The 21,068-nt window shown below is 65.4% G+C and carries 16 protein-coding genes and 1 pseudogene; 8 read left to right on the top strand and 9 right to left on the bottom strand.

Going from position 1 to position 21,068, the window contains the following annotated elements; all coding sequences use genetic code 11:
* Positions 1-13 precede the first annotated feature (13 nt).
* From ltrA to OKW45_RS07850, 5 genes and pseudogenes are all read left to right on the top strand, one after another.
* The gene (ltrA, locus tag OKW45_RS07830; protein ID WP_429467001.1) at positions 14-1,717 is read left to right on the top strand and encodes a group II intron reverse transcriptase/maturase; all 1,704 of its coding nucleotides are present in this window, start codon (positions 14-16) and stop codon (positions 1,715-1,717) included.
* A 723-nt stretch (positions 1,718-2,440) separates the two neighbouring features.
* Positions 2,441-3,213: pseudogene (locus OKW45_RS07835) on the top strand (tyrosine-type recombinase/integrase); the annotation flags it as partial.
* A gap of 230 nt (positions 3,214-3,443) precedes the next feature.
* Positions 3,444-4,292 (top strand): PadR family transcriptional regulator, encoded by an 849-nt coding sequence (locus OKW45_RS07840; RefSeq protein WP_429467003.1) that lies wholly within the window; start codon positions 3,444-3,446, stop codon positions 4,290-4,292.
* Between the two features lie 64 nt (positions 4,293-4,356).
* Complete coding sequence (locus tag OKW45_RS07845; RefSeq protein ID WP_429467005.1) at positions 4,357-5,193, top strand: siderophore-interacting protein; 837 nt, start codon at positions 4,357-4,359, stop codon at positions 5,191-5,193.
* A 66-nt stretch (positions 5,194-5,259) separates the two neighbouring features.
* Positions 5,260-6,543 (top strand): MFS transporter, encoded by a 1,284-nt coding sequence (locus OKW45_RS07850; RefSeq protein ID WP_429467007.1) that lies wholly within the window; start codon positions 5,260-5,262, stop codon positions 6,541-6,543.
* Between the two features lie 55 nt (positions 6,544-6,598).
* Here the strand turns inward: OKW45_RS07850 and OKW45_RS07855 are convergent, their stop codons facing one another.
* The 9 genes from OKW45_RS07855 to OKW45_RS07895 all read right to left on the bottom strand — a co-directional run bounded on the left by OKW45_RS07855 (position 6,599) and on the right by OKW45_RS07895 (position 17,214).
* Positions 6,599-7,684 carry an AI-2E family transporter gene (locus OKW45_RS07855; RefSeq protein ID WP_429467008.1) on the bottom strand — a complete coding sequence of 362 codons (1,086 nt, stop codon included), beginning with the start codon at positions 7,682-7,684 and terminating at the stop codon, positions 6,599-6,601.
* 249 nt (positions 7,685-7,933) lie between these two features.
* On the bottom strand, positions 7,934-8,116 hold the full coding sequence (locus OKW45_RS07860) for a CsbD family protein (protein WP_018425391.1): 183 nt from the start codon (positions 8,114-8,116) through the stop codon (positions 7,934-7,936).
* Between the two features lie 179 nt (positions 8,117-8,295).
* Positions 8,296-9,399, bottom strand: coding sequence for a hypothetical protein (locus OKW45_RS07865; protein WP_429467010.1), 1,104 nt, complete (start codon positions 9,397-9,399; stop codon positions 8,296-8,298).
* Between the two features lie 279 nt (positions 9,400-9,678).
* Entirely contained in the window at positions 9,679-10,842 is a 1,164-nt protein-coding gene (locus tag OKW45_RS07870; RefSeq protein ID WP_429467012.1) for an enoyl-CoA hydratase/isomerase family protein, read from the bottom strand.
* Entirely contained in the window at positions 10,839-11,639 is an 801-nt protein-coding gene (locus OKW45_RS07875) for an enoyl-CoA hydratase (protein WP_429467013.1), read from the bottom strand. Before OKW45_RS07875 ends, OKW45_RS07870 begins: the two co-directional genes overlap by 4 nt.
* Positions 11,636-12,553: a 3-hydroxyisobutyrate dehydrogenase gene (gene mmsB / locus OKW45_RS07880; protein ID WP_018425395.1), complete on the bottom strand. Its 918-nt coding sequence runs from the start codon at positions 12,551-12,553 to the stop codon at positions 11,636-11,638. The genes OKW45_RS07875 and mmsB overlap by 4 nt, the downstream gene beginning before the upstream one ends.
* 22 nt (positions 12,554-12,575) lie before the next feature.
* Entirely contained in the window at positions 12,576-14,117 is a 1,542-nt protein-coding gene (locus OKW45_RS07885) for a CoA-acylating methylmalonate-semialdehyde dehydrogenase (protein WP_429467015.1), read from the bottom strand.
* Between the two features lie 117 nt (positions 14,118-14,234).
* Entirely contained in the window at positions 14,235-15,926 is a 1,692-nt protein-coding gene (locus tag OKW45_RS07890; RefSeq protein ID WP_429467017.1) for an AMP-binding protein, read from the bottom strand.
* Between the two features lie 154 nt (positions 15,927-16,080).
* A complete protein-coding gene (locus tag OKW45_RS07895) occupies positions 16,081-17,214 on the bottom strand; it encodes an acyl-CoA dehydrogenase (protein ID WP_429469305.1) in 1,134 nt (377 codons plus the stop codon).
* A 221-nt stretch (positions 17,215-17,435) separates the two neighbouring features.
* Here OKW45_RS07895 and OKW45_RS07900 point away from each other — a divergent pair, with 221 nt between their 5' ends.
* From OKW45_RS07900 to OKW45_RS07910, 3 genes are all read left to right on the top strand, one after another.
* Positions 17,436-18,482, top strand: a complete 1,047-nt coding sequence (locus OKW45_RS07900; RefSeq protein ID WP_429467019.1) for an AraC family transcriptional regulator — start codon at positions 17,436-17,438, stop codon at positions 18,480-18,482.
* An 85-nt stretch (positions 18,483-18,567) separates the two neighbouring features.
* On the top strand, positions 18,568-20,214 hold the full coding sequence (locus OKW45_RS07905) for an NfeD family protein (RefSeq protein ID WP_429467021.1): 1,647 nt from the start codon (positions 18,568-18,570) through the stop codon (positions 20,212-20,214).
* The gene (locus OKW45_RS07910) at positions 20,211-20,981 is read left to right on the top strand and encodes a slipin family protein (RefSeq protein ID WP_429467023.1); all 771 of its coding nucleotides are present in this window, start codon (positions 20,211-20,213) and stop codon (positions 20,979-20,981) included. Before OKW45_RS07905 ends, OKW45_RS07910 begins: the two co-directional genes overlap by 4 nt.
* The last annotated feature ends 87 nt before the right edge of the window (positions 20,982-21,068 follow it).

Below are 21,068 nucleotides of genomic sequence, written 5' to 3' on the forward strand. Positions count from 1 at the left end.
GGAGGAGAAGCAAATGACAGTGCAGCAAGCCGGCACCGGTGCGTCCTCCGATCGCGCAATGCATTGGAACGATGTCGATTGGGCCCGATGCTATCGTGGGATTCGAAGGCTGCAGGCTCGCATCGTGAAGGCGACACAGGACGGCAAATACGGCAAGGTGAAGGCTTTGCAGTGGTTGCTGACCCACTCGTTCAGCGGCAAGGCACTCGCCGTCAGACGGGTGACTGAGAATCAGGGTAGACGGACTCCCGGCGTAGACGGCCTCACATGGTCTACGCCGAGGTCCCGCCTCCAGGCAGTGAAGTCTCTAAAGCGGCGGGGCTACCGCCCTCTGCCGCTGAGACGAATATATATCCTGAAAGCCGACGGGAAACGGCTGAGACCTCTTGGAATTCCCTGCATGGTCGACAGAGCGCAACAGGCGCTTCATCTGCTTGCACTCGAACCTGTTGCAGAAACCATGGCGGATCCGAACTCTTATGGGTTCAGAGCCGCCCGCTCCACGGCCGACGCGATAGAACAGTGCTTTATCTCACTGGCCAGCAGCAATCGCGCGCAGTGGATTCTGGAGGCCGACATCCGCAGCTGCTTTGATGAAATTTCGCATGATTGGTTGGTCGCCCACATCCCAACGGATAAAGCGATACTGCGAAAGTGGTTGAAGGCTGGCTACCTTCACAACCGTGTCTTTCATTCGACGGAAGCGGGTACGCCTCAGGGCGGTATTATCTCGCCCACGTTGATGAACATGACTCTCGATGGGTTAGAACGAACACTTCTTGCGAAGTTCTGCAGAGGCGGCCGGAATCCGTCGAAGGTTAACGTCGTTCGATATGCAGATGACTTTGTTATCACTGGCGCGACGCGAGAAGTGCTGGAGGATGAAGTCATGCCGCTGGTCGTGCAGTTTCTTGCACAGCGGGGATTATCGCTGTCACGGGAGAAGACCCGGATCACGCATATCAACGATGGGTTCGATTTCCTGGGCATGAACGTTCGCAAGTACGACGGCAAGTTGTTGATCAAGCCAGCCAAAACGAGCGTTCAGCGCTTCATGCGGAAGCTTCGGGACATCGTGAAAGGCAATGCAACGCTAAGACACGATCGTCTGATCCGCCTGCTCAACCCAAAGATTCGCGGTTGGGCGGATTATTATCGGCATGTCGTGGCGAAGCGTACCTTTAACAAGGTTGCTCATGCGATTTGGCAATGTCTATGGCGTTGGGCGAAGCGCCGACACCCGCAGAAGAACTCGCACTGGGTACGTCGGAAGTACTTTCGAACCGTTGGCGCCCGCCAATGGGTCTTTGGTACGGCGACGGACAAAGTGCTCAGCGATGGAAAGCGTGAACTTCTGAAGCTGTACGACATTGTTGGCACGCCAATCCGGCGGCACCGCAAGATCAAGGGTGCCGCAAACCCGTTCGACCCGCAGTGGGAAAGTTATTTCGAAGAGCGGTTGGGCTTCACGATGATGGACTCGCTCAAGGGCCGGATGCGTCTGATCCGGTTGTGGCTCGATCAGCAGAGGTCCTGTCCGGTCTGTCGTCAAATGATCACGAAATCCAGTGGCTGGCGGCTGTACCACCTGGAGCGAAAGATCGATGGCGGTAAGGACACGATCAGCAACCTGACGATGCTTCACCCGGATTGCCATCGGGCCGCGCGTGCCCTCGGACTCTCAGTAGTGAAACCGGCCTCGGCAATGGGGCTTTGAAAGGCTTGAGCCGTGTGCTGGGAAACTCGCATGCACGGTTCTTAGGGGGCGGCGGTGCAGTAATGCACCGCTGCTACCCGACATTTGCAGCGAGATTCTGTTGCGTAACCGCACCGATGCCGCGCACTCCACTCAGCACGCCGTGCCCGAGCGCGCAAAGCTGGCACGCATTATCAGGGCGCGAAGCAATTTGCTTCATGGTCGCCCTGTCAGACATCCGTGCGAATGGACCTTCCAATTGCTCACCTGCCCGACTCCCCGGATGACGCCTTGCGCCCCGAGGCGTGTCCCGACGGCCGACTTCTGACGCAGCGAATGACGTTCCGGTCACATGCTGCTTCGGGACGCGTCACCGGCCAGCGGGGTCAATTCGCTGGACAGCGCCACAGCCCCTCCTTCCAGCATCTTTTTCCGGCGCGCTTCTCTCACGGCGATACTTTCGTCCAGTTGCCGCTCGAGACCGGCGTCTGCGTTGTCAGTCCTCCATCGTGCGACGCAATGCCTCTGACGCGTCAGGTGCGCCAGGTCGAGCGCCTGTTTCGCCAGCCTGGCGCACTCGCACTCCACGTCGTCGCAAACATCTGGAGGAAGGGCATATTTCCAGGTCGAACTGACATACTCCCGGGCATGGTGGACTGTCGCCGGAAAGTCTCGCAGCACGGACGTGATTTGGTGATTGAGCCCCGGACATGCCCGGCAGCGGGCACGGTGCTGCCCGGCCCGTGTGGCCTCGCTGCCATGAACGACGTCGAGGCGATTGCGGCGTGGCTCGGGCTGCACGAATCGGCGCACATGGTGCGCGCCTACCGGCGCGAAGCCGAACGGCTGGTACTGTGGGCCGTCGTCGAGCGCCGACTGCCGCTCTCCTCGCTCACCGCCGGGGACGCGACAGCCACCGGGTTGCGTGCGCACGAGTTCGTGGCAGCGACGCTCGGCGACATCGAGGTGGAGACGCGTGGCACGTGGTGGATGGAGGTGACCGGTAAGGGGGCCAAGCCTGGCCGCGTGGCGCTGCCACCGCTCGCACGCGATGCCTTGCGCCGCTACCTCAGGTCACGGAGCCTGCCGGTCAATCGGAACCGATGGACGCCAGCCACACCGCTGATAGGTGCACTCGACCGAAATCGGGAAACGGGCCGGAGGGGCGGTCACGGCGCGTCGGGTAATACCGGCATCAGCGTGACGCGGCTGCGGCAGGTGGTCGGTGAGCTTTTCCAGGAGGCAGGGAACATGTCCTGGCGCGCAATCCGGCGCTCGCCGCAAAGCTGCGGCACGCCAGTCCCCCCTGGCTTCGTCACACGCATGCCACGCACGCGCTCGACGCCGGGGTCGAACTTGTGACGGTGCGCGACAATCTCCGCCATGCCTCGATCGCGACGACCTCGACCTACCTGCACGGCGAAGAGGCGAAGCGCGCACGCCAGGTCAGCGCAGCGTTCCGGCGTCAGCCACCTCGCCAACCGCGATGCGAGGACAGATTTCGTTCGACCCGGTAGTCGAACGTTGGCGCGAGTGTATCCCCTGACATCTTAGGCACCGGAACGGCACCGGGTTGAACGCATCGATTATCGACATTTAGCACGCAGACTTTGTTGTACCCAACGACGAACCTTGCGCCCCCCGCAGACTTTGTTGTGCGCCCATAGATCGCAAAAAAGAGTTTGACAGACTGTCTTAAGATATATATCGTAAGATGCATCTTACGACACTCATAGGAGAGTCCCAGATGCGTCATCCTCATCATTTTTCCGGTCCGCGCGGCGCGCGCGACCGTTTTCATGGCGGTTTCGGCCTTCCGTCGCCGCAGGCGAGCGAAGTCGCCGACCTCGGCGCCTCCGAAGCATGCGCTTCCTCCGGCGCCCGCCACCACTACCTGCTGCACGTTTTGCGTCACGCCTTTGGCCGCCATCACGAGGGGCGCTTCGGCGGCCGTGGCGCACGCTTCGGCGGTGGTTTCGGCGGTCCGGGCGGATACGGTAGTTTCGGCGGCGGCCCCGGCGGCTTCGGCGGCGACGGCGATGGTTTCCCGCGTGGCCGCAAAATCAGCTCCGACGATCTGCAACTGCTGCTGCTATCGCTGATCGAAGCGCAGCCGAGTCACGGCTACGAGTTGATCAAGGCGCTCGAAACGCGCTCGAACGGCTTCTACAGCCCGAGCCCCGGCATGGTCTATCCAGCACTGACCTATCTCGAAGAACTCGGCTACGTCACCGTGCAGCTCGAAGGCAACCGCAAGCGCTATGAACTGGCGGATGCGGGCCGCGAATATCTGGCCGCGAACCGCGAGCGCGTCGAGCTCATGCTCGCGCGACTTTCGCATATCGCACGCAAGATGGATTCGGTGCGCCGCGCGTTTGCCGGCGAGGAGCCGGCCGACATCAGCGAAGGCGGCTGGGTGCCCGAGCTGAATGAAGCGCGCCGCACGCTGAAGAACGCGCTGCTGCGCCGCGACAACGCGCCGGCCGACGAACAGCGCCGCATCGCAGCGATTCTGATGCGCGCGGCCAAAGAAATCGAAGGCGGCAGCCGTGGCGACATCGCAAAGCCCGGCAACGACAGCGAGCCGACCGCCTGACAACGCGCGCCCGTCCACGAGGCGACCCGCGCGCCCTCCTGAACCGAACCGGAGCATCGCCCACATGCAAGAGCAACACACTCGCCCTGATCTCGCCGTGCATCGCGTACGGCATCCGTTGAAGTTTCGTCTGCTGCAGGTCAAGCAGGTACGCGCGCTGACGCCGCACCTGATTCGCGTGACCTTCACCGGCGACGATCTGCACGACTTCGTCTCAGCCTCGTTCGACGACCACATCAAGGTCTTCTTCCCCGACCCCGGCGCCGACAAACCTACGCTGCCGCAAGCCGGCCCCGACGGCCCGGTGTTCCCGGAAGGCAAGCGGCCGACCGCGCGGGATTTCACGCCGCGCCGTTTCGATCGCGACGCCCGCGAGCTCGACATCGAGTTCGCGATGCACGACGCGGGCCCCGCAGCGACGTGGGCCGCGCAGGCGCAGGTGGGCCAGTATCTGGGCGTCGGCGGCCCGCGCGGTTCGCTGGTGATTCCGACCGGCTTCGACTGGCATCTGCTGATCGGCGACGACACCGCGCTGCCCGCGATCGCGCGCCGTCTCGAAGAGTTGCCTGCCGCCACGCGCGTCGCCGCGGTGATCGAGGTCGCCGATCCGTCGGCTCGCATCGAGTTCACGACGCAGGCCGAGTTGCATCTCGTCTGGTGCTATCGCAACGAAGCCAACACGCAAAACGGCACGCGCGGCGAACCGCTGTTGCACGCGGTGCGCGAGACCTGGCTGCCGGAGAACGGCGAAGGCTACGTGTGGGCCGCAGGCGAAGCGGCAACGATCCGCGCGGTGCGTCAGCATCTATGCGGCGAGCGCGGCGTCGACAAAACGCGGATTCGCGCGGCCAGCTACTGGAAACAGGGCGCGGTCGCGGTCCACGAAACGATCGACGACTGAGCTTCTGCTCGCGTCGCGCGCGGCATTAGCGACGTACTTCGAACGACAACAAAAGGAAATCAACCGATGTACTCAATCACTGCACGGCACGAGCGTCGTTTGTTGTGGCTGCTCGCGCTCACGCAGTTCACGATCATCATGGACTTCATGGTGATGATGCCGCTCGGCCCGCAGATCATGAGCGCGTTCCAGATCGCGCCGGCCGCGTTCGCGACGGCCGTATCCGCGTATTCGTGGTGCTCGGGGCTGTCGGGCCTGTTCGCGGCGACCTATATCGACCGCTTCGACCGGCGCCGTCTGCTGCTCACCATTTACGCGCTGTTCGCGCTGTCGAACCTCGCGTGCGCGCTCGCGTCGAGCTTCGCGCTGCTGCTCGCTGCGCGCGCGTTCGCGGGCATCACGGGCGGCGTGCTCGGCTCCGTGATCATGGCGATCGTCGGCGACGTGATCCCCCTGCAACGGCGTGGCGCCGCGACCGGCACGATCATGACCGCGTTCTCGCTCGCGGCGATCGCCGGCGTGCCGGCCGGCGTGATGCTCGGCGCGCAGTTCGGCTGGGCGGCGCCGTTCTTCCTGCTGGTCGCGTTGTCGCTGCTGGTGTGGTTCGCGGCCTCGCAACAGGTGCCGTCGCTGGCCGCGCATCTGAGCCGCCGGCAGCCGCCGCTCGCGGAAGTACTGCCCGAGCTGTGGCGCCTGCTGAGCAACCGAAGCCATCTGAACGCGTTCGCGCTGACGTTCATGATGATGATCGCGCACATGCTGGTGATCCCGTTCATCGCGCCGATGCTGGTCGCCAATCACGGCGTCGCGCCGCGACAGCTGTCGTGGCTGTACATGGCCGGCGGTGCGGCGACCTTCTTTACGTCGCGCCTCGTCGGCAGATTCGCCGACCGCTTCGGCACGCAGCGCGTGTTCCGCTGCGCGGCGCTGCTGTCGTTCGTGCCGGTGCTGTTCATCACGCATCTGCCGAACCTGCCGTTCTACGCGCTCGTGCTGTTCTTCCCGTGCTTCCTCGTGTTGATGAACGGCCGCATGGTGCCGATGCAGGCACTGCTGACCACGGTCCCCGAGCCCGCGCGACGCGGTGCGTTCCTGAGCGCGAACAGCGCGCTGCAGGCGCTCGGCACCGGCACCGGCGCGTGGTTCGGCGGCTTGATGCTGAGCACGTCGGCTGATGGCCGCATCGCCGGATATGGAGCCGTCGGCTGGGCGGCGGTGGCGGTCGCATGCGCGGCGGTGCTGTGGGTCTCGCGCGTGAAGGGCGTGCCGCGCGAAGTGGCGGCGGCCAGCGCCGCTGGCGCGACGATGCCTCGCGCCGGCATTGAAGCTCACATCGCTGGAGAAGGTTAGCGATGCCAGGCGGCGCGCGGTGTCGCTGCGCCAACTGCGCGCCGCGCGTTACGCCTCATCGTCGGTGCTGCCCGTCAGCGCGCCGCGCGGCCTCGCCCTGCCCGTGCGACGCCGTGTAAAACACGCGCGCCCGGCCGATCACGATTTTCAGCGTCGCGATGACGGGCACCGCGAGAAAAATCCCAGCGACGCCGCCAAGCTGATCGCCCGCGAGCAGTCCGACGATTACCAGAAACGGACTGACCTCCACGCCTTCGCTCATCAGATACGGATTGAGCACGTAGTCCTGGAACAGCCGGTACAGTCCGATAAAAATCACGAGCCACAACAGGTGCGGATAGCCGCTGAATACGGCTACCACGAGCGTGATCGCGACCGCGGCAAGCGGCCCCGCGAACGGCACGAATTCGAGCATCCCCGCGCTGACCGCGAGCAGAAACGCGTACGGCACGCCGAGCAGCGAAAACACGACGCCGTAGCTAAATAGCGTGGCGAGCGACAGCAACAGCAGCGCGCGCACGTACTTGGACAGCAGCACGTTCAGATCGTCGACGATCTCGTTCCACAGCACGCGATGCCGGCTGTTCAGCAACGCCAGAAACGCGTCGCGCATCCGTTCGCCGTCCTTGATCAGCAGGAAGCTCAGAATCGGAATCAGCACCAGGTAGATCAGGTTGCTCGCCGCATGAACGACGCCGAGCCCGAGGCTGCGCGCCAACGGCACGGCCTTGTCGGAACCGGTCTCGATCTGGCTGCGCACGAAATCGACGATCCGCTCGCGCAGCGGTTCGAGAAAATGCGGAAGCGGAAAACGGTTCGGCACATCGGTGCGCAGAAGTGCGGGCAGTTGCGTGACGAGGCGCGTCGCCTGATCCTGCAATTCCACGCCGAACACTGAGCCAACCACCGCGAGCAGCGCGACCACGACGACGAACACGACCGCGATCGACACGACGCGCGGCATGCGGCGCGGCCTCACGCGTTCGACCAGCACCACCATCGGGTAGATCAGATAGCTGAAAAACACCGCGAACACGACGACGAGCACCGTCGTCGACGCGATATAGATGAGGAAAAATAGCAGCGCGAGCAGAGACGCGGTCCAGACTTTCCTGGCCGCGCCGACGTCGAATCCCAGCATGAAGCGTCCTCGAATGGGCGATGCGGCGCCGACGCGACGAGTGCGCCGGCTGACTCTGGACCGTAACAGAAATTTACACGTTCCGTGTGTCCAACGCCGCGCCGAGAGGGCGCGACGCGGCGAGCACCGGCAGCGTGCGAGGCGCTACGCACGCGGTGCGTCATTGCACGGCTTGCGTGCCTGACTTGATGCGCCCGAAACCGGGGGGGCAGGATAAACGAGGCTGCGGGTATGTGAAGTTTCGGCTCGCTAACTCTTCACACGCTCTCGTACCTCTTCGGTTTCTTCGCCGATTCTCGCCTGTATCCTACCGGCTATTTTTTCGGCCGCCCCTTCGGCCTGTTTCGCGCGATTGCCGGTGACCTTGCCAATCGCTTCCTTGACCGAGCCCTTGAGCTCCTTCGCTGTACCTTCTACACGATTCCTGTCCATGGTGCCTTCCTGCCAGGTTTGACTGTGGAGTTGCCTGCTGGCGTTGCAACGAAACAGCCAACGTACGGCGCGACGCGCCTCGTCATGGCGCGGATCGCTTCGCCAGAGGCGATCCGCGTCGGAGCAACCTGAAAATTCCTAGCATTCATCGTTCCCGATATCCAGTGCGCCGCGCATCGTCATCTCACCGTGACGGTGTCCTTCGCGGCGTCGTTGGCGGCATCCTTGCCGTGAGCCGGATCAGGATCATCATCTTTCGCGCCATGAAAGATATGCTTGAAAAGTTCCTTGTTCTTTGCGCCATTCAAGAGGTTTCGCAGCGCGGCTTCGTCATCGGCCGGCTTGAACGAAAGCACTCTCTTGCGGTAGCGCTCCCTGCGTTCATCGAGCATGTAACTCGCCGGTAGCGGCAGTTCGCGGCTGCCCACGTCGAGATCGATGCCTTCGAAGGTCAGCAGCCCCGCATCGTGATTGATGAAGCACGCGGGAGGCTTGGTCCGGTCGATCGCGTAGACGCACTGCTTCTGCAGATTGCCGGCGTCGGGCAGCTTGCTGCGGAAGATCTTGTCACGCAGGAACGTGCACATTTCTTCCCAGCACTCCTCGGTGGATTTTCCCGCCGCGCAGGACCGCAAGATTTCGGTCTTCAGAATGGCCTCTGGCACGGCATAGTAAATCGGATAACCCGCCCTCAGGTAAAGGTGCAGTTGCAACACTTCGTAACAGCGGCCCAACGCATGGATCCACGGCACGAGCAAAGACCGTTCATCCGACTCGTCTCCTTCGGTGGGTCCGGTCGCCGTCTGACTGCCCTTCGAGCGGGAGTCGACGTAGGGAGCGGCCTCGCCTTCCTCTTCCGCGAGACGCTTCTTCTCCTCGACCTCGCGTTCCGCGATGGTCCGTGCCCGTTCTTCTTCTCCACGGCAAATGTGGACATAGAACACGAGGAACGTGAAGGCCGTGACCAGCAACGCAAGCAGCCAGCTCTCGCCCATGCTGGTTGCGCGATCCGCGTCGCTGACTTCCTTCATCACCGCGGCGATCTTTTTAACGCACTTGATGCCGGGAGGAAAGCAATCCGCATCCGGCACGCGATGCGAAAAGGTCACCACCCAGTAGATACCGCTGCCCACCAGAACCGCAATGCCGCCTGGCGCGGTGAGGGCGAGCTTTTTTGCATGAGGGCCCTGCTCGACGTGGGAAGCGGGTTTGTCGCCGAAGGGTTTGGAGCGGTGATTCTCATCTGACGGCTTTTCCATACGCATTGCCTCCTGATCGATCAAGAGCACGAGAATGCGGGAAGCGGTGACGTATAAACGCACCGCAGGTCGGACGAGCGCCGTGATGAGGGCTGCGAGCAGGCTTTGCCGGTCGGACGGGGCTGAACTATCTATCTAAGATTGCGCCCGGAAAGATGTCAATTGGCCCGCGTAGTTTGTGTCCGCCAGACCACAATTGGCACCGGCGGCTGATGGGCGGGACATGCCAAGCAGACCTAAGGGCGGGCGCGGGTGCGCCGGGCCGCGCGCCCCGCCCGCGCGGCATGCGATACGCCGCGCAAGTCAGTCGCCATGCTCCGCGCCCAGCGCCGCCAGTGGATGCGCGTCGCGATGCCACGGCGAACTCAGGAAATGCCGCACGCGCTCGGGTTGCACATCGGCGAGCGTCGCCGGTGACCAGCGCGGCCGACGGTCCTTGTCGATCAGTTGCGCGCGCACGCCCTCGCGGAAATCGCCTTCCTCGATCGAGCGCTTCACGATGCCGAGCTCCATCCGGAAGCAATCGGCAAGCGTCATGTGCCGGCCGCGCAGCAGCGCTTCGCGCGTCACGTGCTGCATCGTCGGCGAATGGGCGGTCAGTGCGTCGTAGGTCGCTTGCAGCCATTGCCGCACCTCGCGCGGCGGTTCGCGTTCGAGATCCTGACGCAGTGTCGCGACGATGCGCTCGACGCCCGAACGCCGGTCGAAGTGGCGCAGGATCAGTTGCGTCAGCGCGCCGAGCGGCGCGTGCGGCACGATATTGCACGGCGGCTCGAGCACGGCGCGCAGCGCGTCGATGCGCTCGCCGTCGTGCGACATACGTTGCAAACGTTCCTCGAAGCTCGCGAGCCAGTCGGCCGGCACGCACAGGTCGGCCAGTTGCAGGCGCATCGCATCGGCGCCCGCTAGCGTCGCGCCGGTCAGCCCGACATACAGCGCAAGCTCGGCCGGCATCACGCTCAGAAAGCGGCTCGCGCCGACGTCAGGCACGAAGCCGATGCGCGTCTCCGGCATCGCGATGCGGCTGCGTTCGGTCACGATGCGCAGCCGCGCCGCCTGGCCGAGGCCCATGCCGCCGCCCATCGCGATGCCGTCGAGCAGCGCGACCACCGGCTTTGGAAACGTGTGCAACGCGTAATCGAGCCGGTACTCGTCGACGAAGAACGCGAGCCAGCGTGGGTCGCCCTGCGTCGCGAGCCGATGCACCTCGCGCACGTCGCCGCCCGCGCAAAAGCCCTTGTCGCCAGCGCCCTTCAGCACCAGCGCGACGATCCCGGGATCGGTGCGGCAATGCTCGACCAGCACCGCGAGTTCGCGCACCATCGCGTGCGACAGCGCGTTGAGCGCGGCAGGCCGGTTCAGCGTGATGATCGCCACGCGGTTGACGACGCGAAACAGCACGTCGGGTTCGGCTTGCGTGTTCGTCGCGTCGCGCATTTCGACCGCAAAGCCGTGCAAAGCGCTCATCGCTGCGTCTCCCGCGATGCACGGCTCGTCTGCCAGCGCGGCGCGCGTTTTTCGAGGAACGCGTTGACGCCCTCGCGCTGATCGGCGCCATCGAACAGATCGACGAAGCGCTCGCGTTCTAGTGCGAGCGCGGCGGCGCGCGGCACGCCATGCCGCGCCTGATGGATCAGCTCCTTGCTGAAGCTGACCGCCTGCGGGCTCAAACCGGTGACGCGCTGCGCCATGTTCAACGCGGCTTCACGCGCGGCGCCGCGCTCCACCACCTCTTCGACGAGACCGATGCTGAGCGCGGTCGCCGCATCGACGCGCTCGCCGGTCAGAATCATCCGCTTGGCCCAGCCTTCGCCGACGAGCCACGGCAGCGTCTGCGTGCCGCAGCCGCATGGCAGCAGACCGACCGCCGTCTCGGGGAGCGCCAGCACCGCATGCTGCTCGGCGATGCGGATATCGCACGCGAGCGCGCATTCGAGACCGCCGCCCATCGCAAAGCCGTTGAGCGCCGCGATGACGACGGGCCGCGCGTTCTGCAGCGACTCGAAGGCCGCGCCGAAACGCGCGGCCGTGGTGCGCGCGACTTCGCGATTGCCGTCGGCGAACGTGTTCAGATCGGCGCCCGCGCTGAAAAACTTCGGACCATCGCCGGTGATCACGAGCGCGCGCACGCGCACATCGGCGTTCAACTGCTCGACGGTGCGTTGCAATTGCAGCAGACCTTCGGGCGTGAAAGCGTTCGCGGGCGGCCGTTTCAACGTGATCAAAGCAACGGCGCCGTCATGTGCGTAATCGAGCTCGATCATTGCGTGCCTCCCTGGCCGTTACCGCCGCGCTCACGCGAGCGATACAGCTTGATCACCGCCGAAAAGTCCAGGCGCCCCGCGCCGTTCGCGCTCATCGTTTGATAAAGCTGCTGCGCGAGCGCGCCGAGATAGACCGGTTGACGCACGCCACGCGCGGCATCGGTGGCGAGGCCGAGGTCTTTCAGCATCAGGTCGGTGCCGAAGCCGCCGCTATAGCCGCGCGACGACGGCGCGGTCTCGATCACGCCCGGCATCGGGTTATACGTGTCCGAACTCCAGCAGCGCCCGGTCGACGTATTGATGATGCTACCGAGCACCTTCGTGTCGATACCGAGCGCCTCGCCGAGCGACATCGCCTCGGCGACGCCCGCCATCGAGATGCCGAGCACGAGGTTGTTGCAGATCTTCGCGACCTGGCCCGTGCCGGTGTCGCCGCAATGCACGATGTTTTGTCCCATCGCCGACAGCACTGGCTTGACCTGCTCGTACGCGCTCGCACTGCCGCCGACCATGAAGGTCAGCGTGCCCGCCGCCGCGCCGCCCGTGCCGCCCGAGACCGGTGCATCCACGAAGCTGTTGCCATGAGCCGCGGCGAGTTCGGCAAACGCTTTCACGCTGGCGGGATCGATCGTGCTCGAATCGATGATCGGCACGCCCGGCGCGATGCCGGCGAGGATGCCATCGTCCGCGACGAGCACGCTGCGCACGTGAGCCGCGGCGGGCAGCATCGTGATTACGCATTCGACGTCGCTCGCGGCGGCTTGCGGTGAGCGGGCCGGCTGCGCGCCCGCGTCGACGAGCGTGCGCACAGCTTGCGCGCTGAGGTCGAACACGGTGAGCGCGTGGCCCGCCTTCAGCAGGTTTAGCGCCATCGGCGCGCCCATATTGCCGAGTCCGATAAAGCCGATCTTCATGATGTCGTCTCCGTGTGTGCCTTCAACGCAGGCGGATCGTCGTGTTGACGCCATCGTTGACGGTGTCGTCGTCGAACCAGCGCGCGGTGACCGTCTTGGTCTGCGTGTAGAACTGCACGACCTGCTTGCCGTAGGGACCGAGATCGCCAAGCTTCGAGCCGCGCGAACCGGTGAAGCTGAAAAACGGCACCGGCACCGGGATAGGAATATTGATGCCCACCTGGCCGATATCGATCTCGCTCTGGAACTTGCGCGCCGCCGCGCCGCTTTGCGTGAAGAGGCCGACGCCGTTGCCGAACGGGTTGGCGTTGACGAGCGCGATAGCATCGTCGAGCGTCGCGACGTTCAGCACCGCGAGCACCGGCCCGAAGATTTCGGTGCGGTAGATTTCCATGTCGGCCGTCACGTCGGTGAACACCGTCGGGCCGATGAAGTTGCCCTGCTCGTAGCCGTGCACGTTCACATCGCGGCCGTCGAGCACGAGCGCCGCGCCCTCTTTCACGCCCGCGTCGATCAGACCGAGAATGCGCTGCTTCGCGGCGCGCGACACGACCGGCCCGACATCGGTGCCCGGCTCGTGACCCGCGTTGACCTTCAGCGTCTTCGCCTTCGCGACGAGCTCGGGCAGCCACTCGCGCGCGGCACCGACCAGCACCGCCACCGAGCTCGCCATGCAGCGTTGCCCAGCGGCGCCGAACGCGGCGCCGGCGAGCGCGTTGAGGGTCTGTTCGCGATTCGCGTCGGGCAGCACGACCGCGTGGTTCTTCGCGCCCATCATCGACTGCACTCGCTTGCCGTGTTCGCTGCCGAGGCGATACACATGCGTGCCGACCGCCGTCGAGCCGACGAACGAAATCGCCTTCACCAGTTCGTGCGTGCACAGCGCATCGACGACTTCCTTGCCGCCGTGCACTACGTTCAGCACTCCCTTCGGCACGCCGGCTTCGAGCGCCAGTTCGACGAGCTGCATCGTCGACAGCGGGTCCTGCTCGGATGGCTTCAGCACGAAGGTATTGCCGCACACGAGCGCCATCGGGAACATCCACAGCGGGATCATCGCGGGGAAATTGAACGGCGTGATGCCGACGCATACGCCGAGCGGCTGGCGCAGCGTGTAGGTGTCCACACCACCCGCGACGTTCTCGGCGAACTCCCCCTGCTGCAACGTGCCGATCGAACACGCGTGCTCGACGACTTCCAGACCGCGGAAGATGTCGCCCTCGGCATCGGGAATCGTCTTGCCTTGCTCGGCCGACAGCGTCTTCGCGATGCGCGGCATATGCTCGCGAATCAGCGCCTGGTACTTCAGCATGATGCGCATGCGCGCGCCGATCGGCGTGTCCTTCCACGTTTTGAACGCGGCGTGCGCGCTGCGCACCGCCGCGTCGACTTCCGCGACGGTCGCGAACGGCACACGGGCGAGGACCGCCTGCGTGGCAGGGTTCACGATGTCGCGCCACTCGGTCGTCTTCGATTCGACGAACTCGCCGTTGATCAGCAGTTTGACGGTGGCCACGGCGCCGGCAACGTCGCGGCCGGTCTCGTTCGAAGCAAGGCTGCTCATGCTGAAACTCCTATGATTTAGAAAACAGTGCCCCGACGAGTCGAATCCGAAGCTCGAATTCAACGCGTGCGGTTCAAACCGGGGCGGCAAACCAGCAATGGCGAGGAATAAAGACAGTCACCGCAAGTCGGGAAAATCCTCTTCCCAATACTCGTCCGGCAGACGCGCGGGCTCGGCCGCGCGCTCCATTTCGCGGCGCCGCAATTCGACGCGGCGGATCTTGCCGGAGATCGTCTTCGGCAGTTCGCTGAATTGCAGACGGCGAATCCGCTTGTACGGCGCGAGTTTTTCACGCGAGAACGCGAACACCGCGCGCGCGAGTTCGGGACCGGCTTCGTAGCCGTGACGCACGGTGACGAACGCCTTCGGCACCGACAGACGCAACGCGTCCGCGCTCGGCACGACGGCCGCCTCGCCGATCGCCTCGTGTTCGATCAGCACGCTTTCGAGTTCGAACGGACTCAGGCGATAGTCGGACGACTTGAACACGTCGTCCGAGCGGCCGACGTACACGTAGGAGCCGTCGTCGCGGCGCAGCGCGACATCCGACGTGCGATAGAAGCCGTTGCGCATCGACTGCGCGGTGGCGTTGGCGTTGTTCGCGTAACCCGTCATCAGGCCGAGCGGCCGTTCGGCGAGCGGCAGCGCGATTTCGCCTTCGCCGGCCGGTTGGTCGTCGGCGTCGAGCAGCTCGACCCGGTAGCCCGGCAGCGGACGCCCCATCGAGCCGGCCACGACCGGCTGGTCCGGCGAATTGCCGATCTGGCAGGTCGTTTCGGTCTGGCCGTAGCCATCGCGAATCGTAATGCCCCACGCGTGCCTGACGCGCTCGATGACCTCCGGATTCAGCGGCTCGCCAGCGCCGACGATTTCGCGCAGCTTCACCGGATAGTCGCCGAGCGGCTCCTGCACGAGCATGCGCCAGACGGTCGGCGGCGCGCACAGCGTGGTGACGTTGAAGCGCACGAGCGCGGCGAGTGTGTCTTTCGGCACGAAGCGCGGGACGTTGAACACGAACACGCAGGCCTGCGCGTTCCACGGCGCGAAGAAGCAGCTCCACGCGTGCTTGGCCCAGCCCGGCGAGCTGATGTTCCAATGGTTGTCGCCGGGTTGCAGGCCGATCCAGTACATCGTCGACAGATGCCCGACCGGATAGCTCTGGTGCGTATGCTCGACCAGCTTCGGCTTCGATGTGGTGCCGGACGTGAAGTACAGCAACAGCGGATCGCTGGCGTGGGTGACGCCGTCCGGCGTGAAATGCGGCGAAGCCTCGTACGCGGCGGCAACATCGATCCAGCCGTCGCGCGGCGCACCGACCGACAGGCGGGTGAGCGGCACGTCGAGTGCATCGAATTTGCCCAGCTCCGCGCTGTCGACCACGACGAACTTCGCGCCGCCGATCTGCACGCGGTCGCGCACGTCCTCGGCGGATAGCTGCGTTGTGGCGGGCAGCACGATCGCGCCGAGTTTCATCGCGGCGAGCATTACGTCCCATAACTCGACACGGTTCGGCAGCATCAGCAGCACACGGTCGCCGCGGCCGACGCCCGCGCCGCGCAGAAAGTTCGCCATCCGCGACGAGCGCTCCGACATCTGCGCGTACGACAGACGCAGGCCGTCGCTGGAAGGATCGTCGACGATCCACAGCGCGGGGTTGTCATTGTCATGCGCGATCGCATCGAAGTAGTCGAGCGCCCAGTTGAACTCGCCGAGCGCGGGCCACGCGAATTCGCGGTACGCGCGCTCGTAGTCGGTGCGATGCCGCACTAGCAGATCGCGCGCTTCGAGAAAGGCTTTCGCTGCTGTCATCGTCGTCTCCTGTCGACCACAGTTAGCGCTTTAGCGCTTACTCCGGTCCCATGCAACGTAGTTGCGAATGGCGCGGGGCGCGCTCGGTTTTTTTTCGCCGCGGTGATCCAGGCGAGCATCCACGGCCAGGCTATTGTGCGCTCAAACGCCGCCCTCAAACATGGCGCGCGATCACCATCCGCTGCACTTCGCTCGTCCCTTCGTAAATCTGCGTAATCCGTGCATCCCGATAGTGGCGCTCGACCGCATAGTCCTCCAGATAGCCGTAGCCGCCATGAATCTGGATCGCGTTCGAACAGATCTCCTCCGCAAGCTCCGACGCAAAAAGCTTCGCCTGCGACGCCTCCGACAGACACGGCCGCCCCGCCGAGCGCAGCCGTGCCGCGTGATGCACGAGCAGGCGCGCGGCATTCAGGCGCGTCGCCATGTCGGCAAGCATGTTCGCGATCGTCTGGTGGTCTTTCAGCGGCTTGCCGAACTGCTCGCGCTCGTTCGCGTAGCTGCGCGCGGCGTCGAACGCGGCGCGCGCAATGCCGACTGCCTGCGCGGCGATGCCGATGCGTCCGCCTTCGAGATTCGACAGCGCGATGCGCAGACCCTCGCCCGGCTCGCCGAGCAGGTTGGCCTCGGGCACCGCGCACTGATCGAGCGAGATCGGACAGGTGTCGGACGCGCGAATGCCGAGCTTGTGCTCCGGCCGGCCGACGTCGAAACCCGGCGTCGAGGTCGGCACGATGAAGGCTGACAGGCCGCGCTTACCGCGCTCGGGATCGGTGACCGCGAACACGATCGCGAGACCGGCGCGCGCGCCGTTGGTCACGAACTGCTTGCTGCCGTTCAGAACCCACTGCCCGTCGCGCCGCTCCGCGCGGGTGCGCAGATTGTTCGCCTCGGAGCCCGCCTGCGGCTCGGTCAGGCAGAATGCGCCGATCGTCCGGCCGCTGGCGAGCTCGCGCAGATAGCGGTCTTTCTGCGCGGCGCTGCCGAAGTTCAGGATCGGCGCGCAGCCGACCGAGTTGTGCACGCTCATCAGCGTCGCGCAGGCGGCGCAACCGGCCGCGATCTCTTCGAGCGCGAGCGCATAGGCGACGTAATCGGTGTAGGAGCCGCCCCACTCGGCCGGCACCATCATGCCCAGAAAGCCGAGTTCGCCCAGCTGCGCGACGACCTCGGCCGGCAGTTGCGCGTCGCGATCCCATTGCGCCGCGTGCGGCGCGAGGCATTCGGTCGCGAAGTCGCGCGCGGCGTCGCGGATCATCCGTTGTTCGTCGGTGTAGAAGCTGTCCATGACTGCGTCCTCGTTGGTGCTGATGGCCGTGCTGGCGATCGCGGTGATGCGGCAAGTGTAGGCAAGCGGCCCGCGCCGTTCGATGCTCACTCCGCTCATTCTTGCTGAGCGCTTTTGCCACACTGCTACCATGCACGTGCATGGGGCCTCGCCATTTCAGGGGCTTCATGAACCGGGACGCAGCCCATGCTGAGCGCTTTTGCCAGAAAAACCGAATCCAGATGAAAAGCGACAAAGGCACGATCTCCGTCAGTCTCGTCGAGGAAACGCTCGCGCTCGCGACGGCGCGCGGCCTCGACGCGCGAGCGCTCGCCGAAGCGGCCGGCATTGCCGCGGCGATGCTCGCGTCGCCGAAAAGCCGCGTATCGTCGGCGCAATACGGCGCGCTGTGGGCCGGCATCGCACGCGCGCTCGACGACGAATTCTTCGGCCAGGACTCGCATCCGATGAAAAGCGGCAGCTTCATCGCGATGACGCAGATGGCGCTGGGCGCGCGCAACGGCGCGCAGGCGCTTGCGCGCGCGGTCGGCTTCATGCGGCTCGTGCTCGACGATCTCGGCGCGACGATCGACACCGACGCGCAGCGCGTGCGCCTGAAGTTCGTCGAGCGCGCGGGCACGCGCAAGCCGGCGATGTTCGCTTACGCGACGTATTTCATCCTCGTGTACGGGCTAGTGTGCTGGCTCGTCGGCCGGCGCATTCCGTTGCTCGAAGCGCGCTTTCGCTGCGCCGCGCCGCCGGCCGCGCACGAATACCGGCTGATGTTCTGCGAAGACATGTATTTCGACGAGCCCGAGTCGTCCGTCGATCTCCACCCTGCGTTTCTGGAACTGCCGGTGATCCAGACTTCACGCTCGGCGCGGCCGTTTCTGCGCGATGCGCCGGGCAGCTTCATCGTCAAGTACCGCAATCCGGGTTCGCTCGCCGCGCGCGTGCGCAAGACGCTGCGCGCGCTGCCGATGTCGGGCTGGCCCGCGGCCGATCAGATGGCCGCGCGCCTGCACGTCGCCGAGGCGACGATGCGGCGGCACTTGAAGCAGGAGGGCCACACCTATCAGTCGATCAAGGACGCGCTGCGGCGCGACATCGCGATCGCCGAACTGCAGCGCACGCAGCGCACCATCGCCGATATCGCCAACGCCGTCGGCTTCGCGGAGCCGAGCGCGTTTCATCGCGCGTTCCGCAAATGGACCGGCATGCGCCCGACCGACTACCGGCCGGCCCGGGCCGCGGGGCTCGATCTCACGCGACGCGCCGAATCGGACTAAGCTTTAAGCGGCAACAGGCCAGCCTTGATCGAGGGTATGGGCCCGCGCCGCCGGTTCGCACCGGCTGGCGCGACGGCCGTCAGCGATGAACACGACTCCGCGTCTCCCGCTCCGGCAGTCCGGTCCGCGCAAGCCGCTTATCCGCGGCGGCATCGTGGGCCGTTTGATGCGCGGCATCGCCGTGCTCGGCGTGCTATGCGCGTTCGGCTTCGCGACGCGCGAAGCGCTGGCGCCGCTGCAAGCGGCCAATGCGGCGAGCGCGGCGAACGTTGCCGCCGCGACCGCCGACAGCGTCGTCGTGATTCCGGTGAATGGCGCGATCGGACCGGCCACCGCCGATTTCATCGTGCGTGGTTTGCAGCGCGCGGCCAGCCAGCGCGCACAGCTCGCGGTGCTGCAACTCGATACGCCCGGCGGCCTCGATACGTCGATGCGGCAGATCATCAAGGCGATCCTCGCATCGCCGGTGCCGGTCGCGACCTTCATCGCGCCGAGCGGCGCGCGCGCGGCCAGCGCCGGCACCTACATCGTCTACGCGAGCCATATCGCGGCGATGGCGCCGGGCACCAACCTCGGCGCCGCGACGCCGATCCAGATGGGCATCGGCGGCAACGAGCCGCCCGCCGGCGGCCCGCCGGTAACGCCAGCCACCCCGGGCACGCCAGGCACGTCGGGCACGCCGGGACTGCCGGACATGCGCACGCTGCCTCGCGGCGCGTCCGCGCCTGCACCTGCGTCACCCGGCGCATCGTCCGAAGCCGCCAGCGCACTGCCGCTCGACACCCAATCGACCGAACTGCGCAAGCAGGTTCACGATGCCGCCGCCTACATCCGCGGCCTCGCGCAGATGCGCGGCCGCAACGCCGACTGGGCCGAGCGCGCGGTCCGCGAAGCGGTGAGCCTGTCCGATGAAGAAGCGCTCGCGCAGCACGTCGTCGATATCGTCGCGCGCGACGTGCCGGACCTGCTGCGCCAGCTGAACGGCCGCACGTACGTCACGAGCGCGGGCAGCGTCACACTGCACACCGCGCATGCGCCGCTGATCACGCTCGAACCCGACTGGCGCAGCCGCTTTCTCGCCGTGATCACCGATCCGAGCGTCGCGCTGATTCTGCTGATGCTCGGCATGTATGGCCTGTTCTTCGAATTCGCGAATCCGGGCTTCGTGCTGCCCGGCGTAGTCGGCGCGATCAGCCTGCTGCTCGGCCTGTTCGCGATGCAGATGCTGCCCATCAGCTACGTCGGGCTCGGGCTGATCTTTCTCGGCATCGCCTTCCTGATCGGCGAAGCGTTCCTGCCGACCTTCGGCTCGCTCGGCTTCGGCGGCGTGGTCGCGTTCGTGGTCGGCTCAATGATGCTGATGGATACCGACGTGCCCGGCTACGGCATCCCGCTGCCGCTGATCGCCGCGGTCGTCGTGTTCAGCACCGCGTTCGTGCTCGGCGTGTCGCGGCTCGCGCTGCGCGCGCGGCGGCGGCCGGTCGTGACGGGCTCGGAGGCGCTGATCGGCTGCGTCGGCGTGGTGCTGGACGGCGGCTTGCTGCCCGAACCCGAACACGCGGCGGGCGGCCCGCTGGCCGGCTGGGCGCGCGTGCACGGCGAGCGCTGGCGCGTCTCGAGCGCCACGCCGGCCGCGCCGGGTCAGAGCGTGCGCGTGACGGCGCGCAACGGCCTCACACTGACCGTGGTGCCCGTAACGTCGGTCGACGCCTTACAAGGAGAACGCTCATGATCGGCTTCACATTCGGCTTCGGCAGCATCCTGATCCTGCTCGTGGTCGCGCTGATTGCGTCGTCGGTGCGGATTTTTCGCGAGTACGAACGCGGCGTCGTGTTCATGCTCGGCCGCTTCTGGAAGGTCAAGGGGCCCGGGCTCGTATTGATCATTCCGATCGTGCAGCAGGTGGTGCGCATGGATTTGCGCACCATCGTGTTCGACGTGCCGACGCAAGACGTGATCACGCGCGACAACGTGTCGGTCAAGGTCAACGCGGTCGTGTATTTCCGCGTCGTCGATCCGGAGAAGGCGGTGATCCAGGTCGCCCGTTACTTCGAGGCGACCAGCCAGCTGGCGCAGACGACGCTGCGCGCGGTGCTCGGCAAGCACGACCTCGACCAGCTGCTGTCGGAGCGCGAGCAGCTGAACACCGACATCCAGAAAGTGCTCGACTCGCAAACCGACGCGTGGGGCATCAAGGTATCGATCGTCGAGATCAAGCACGTCGACATCAACGAGACGATGATCCGCGCGATTGCGCGCCAGGCTGAAGCCGAGCGCGAGCGGCGCGCGAAGGTGATTCACGCGGAAGGCGAGTTGCAGGCATCGAAGCAGTTGCTGGAGGCGGCCCAGACGCTCGCGCGGCAACCGCAGGCGATGCAGTTGCGCTATCTGCAGACGCTGGTGACGATCGCCGCCGACAAGAACTCGACGATCGTGTTCCCGCTGCCGATCGACCTGTTGAGCTCGGTGATGGAACGGTTCAACAAGCCTTCGGCGTGATAGGACGATATTTTGTCAGGACACCCATTTGGCACGGACTAGCGTCGACGTTTTCAGCAAACCCGCCCGCTTCCGCGTTGCTTGCGC

This window comes from Paraburkholderia lebeckiae, assembly GCF_050436225.1.
GTDB lineage: Bacteria > Pseudomonadota > Gammaproteobacteria > Burkholderiales > Burkholderiaceae > Paraburkholderia > Paraburkholderia tuberum.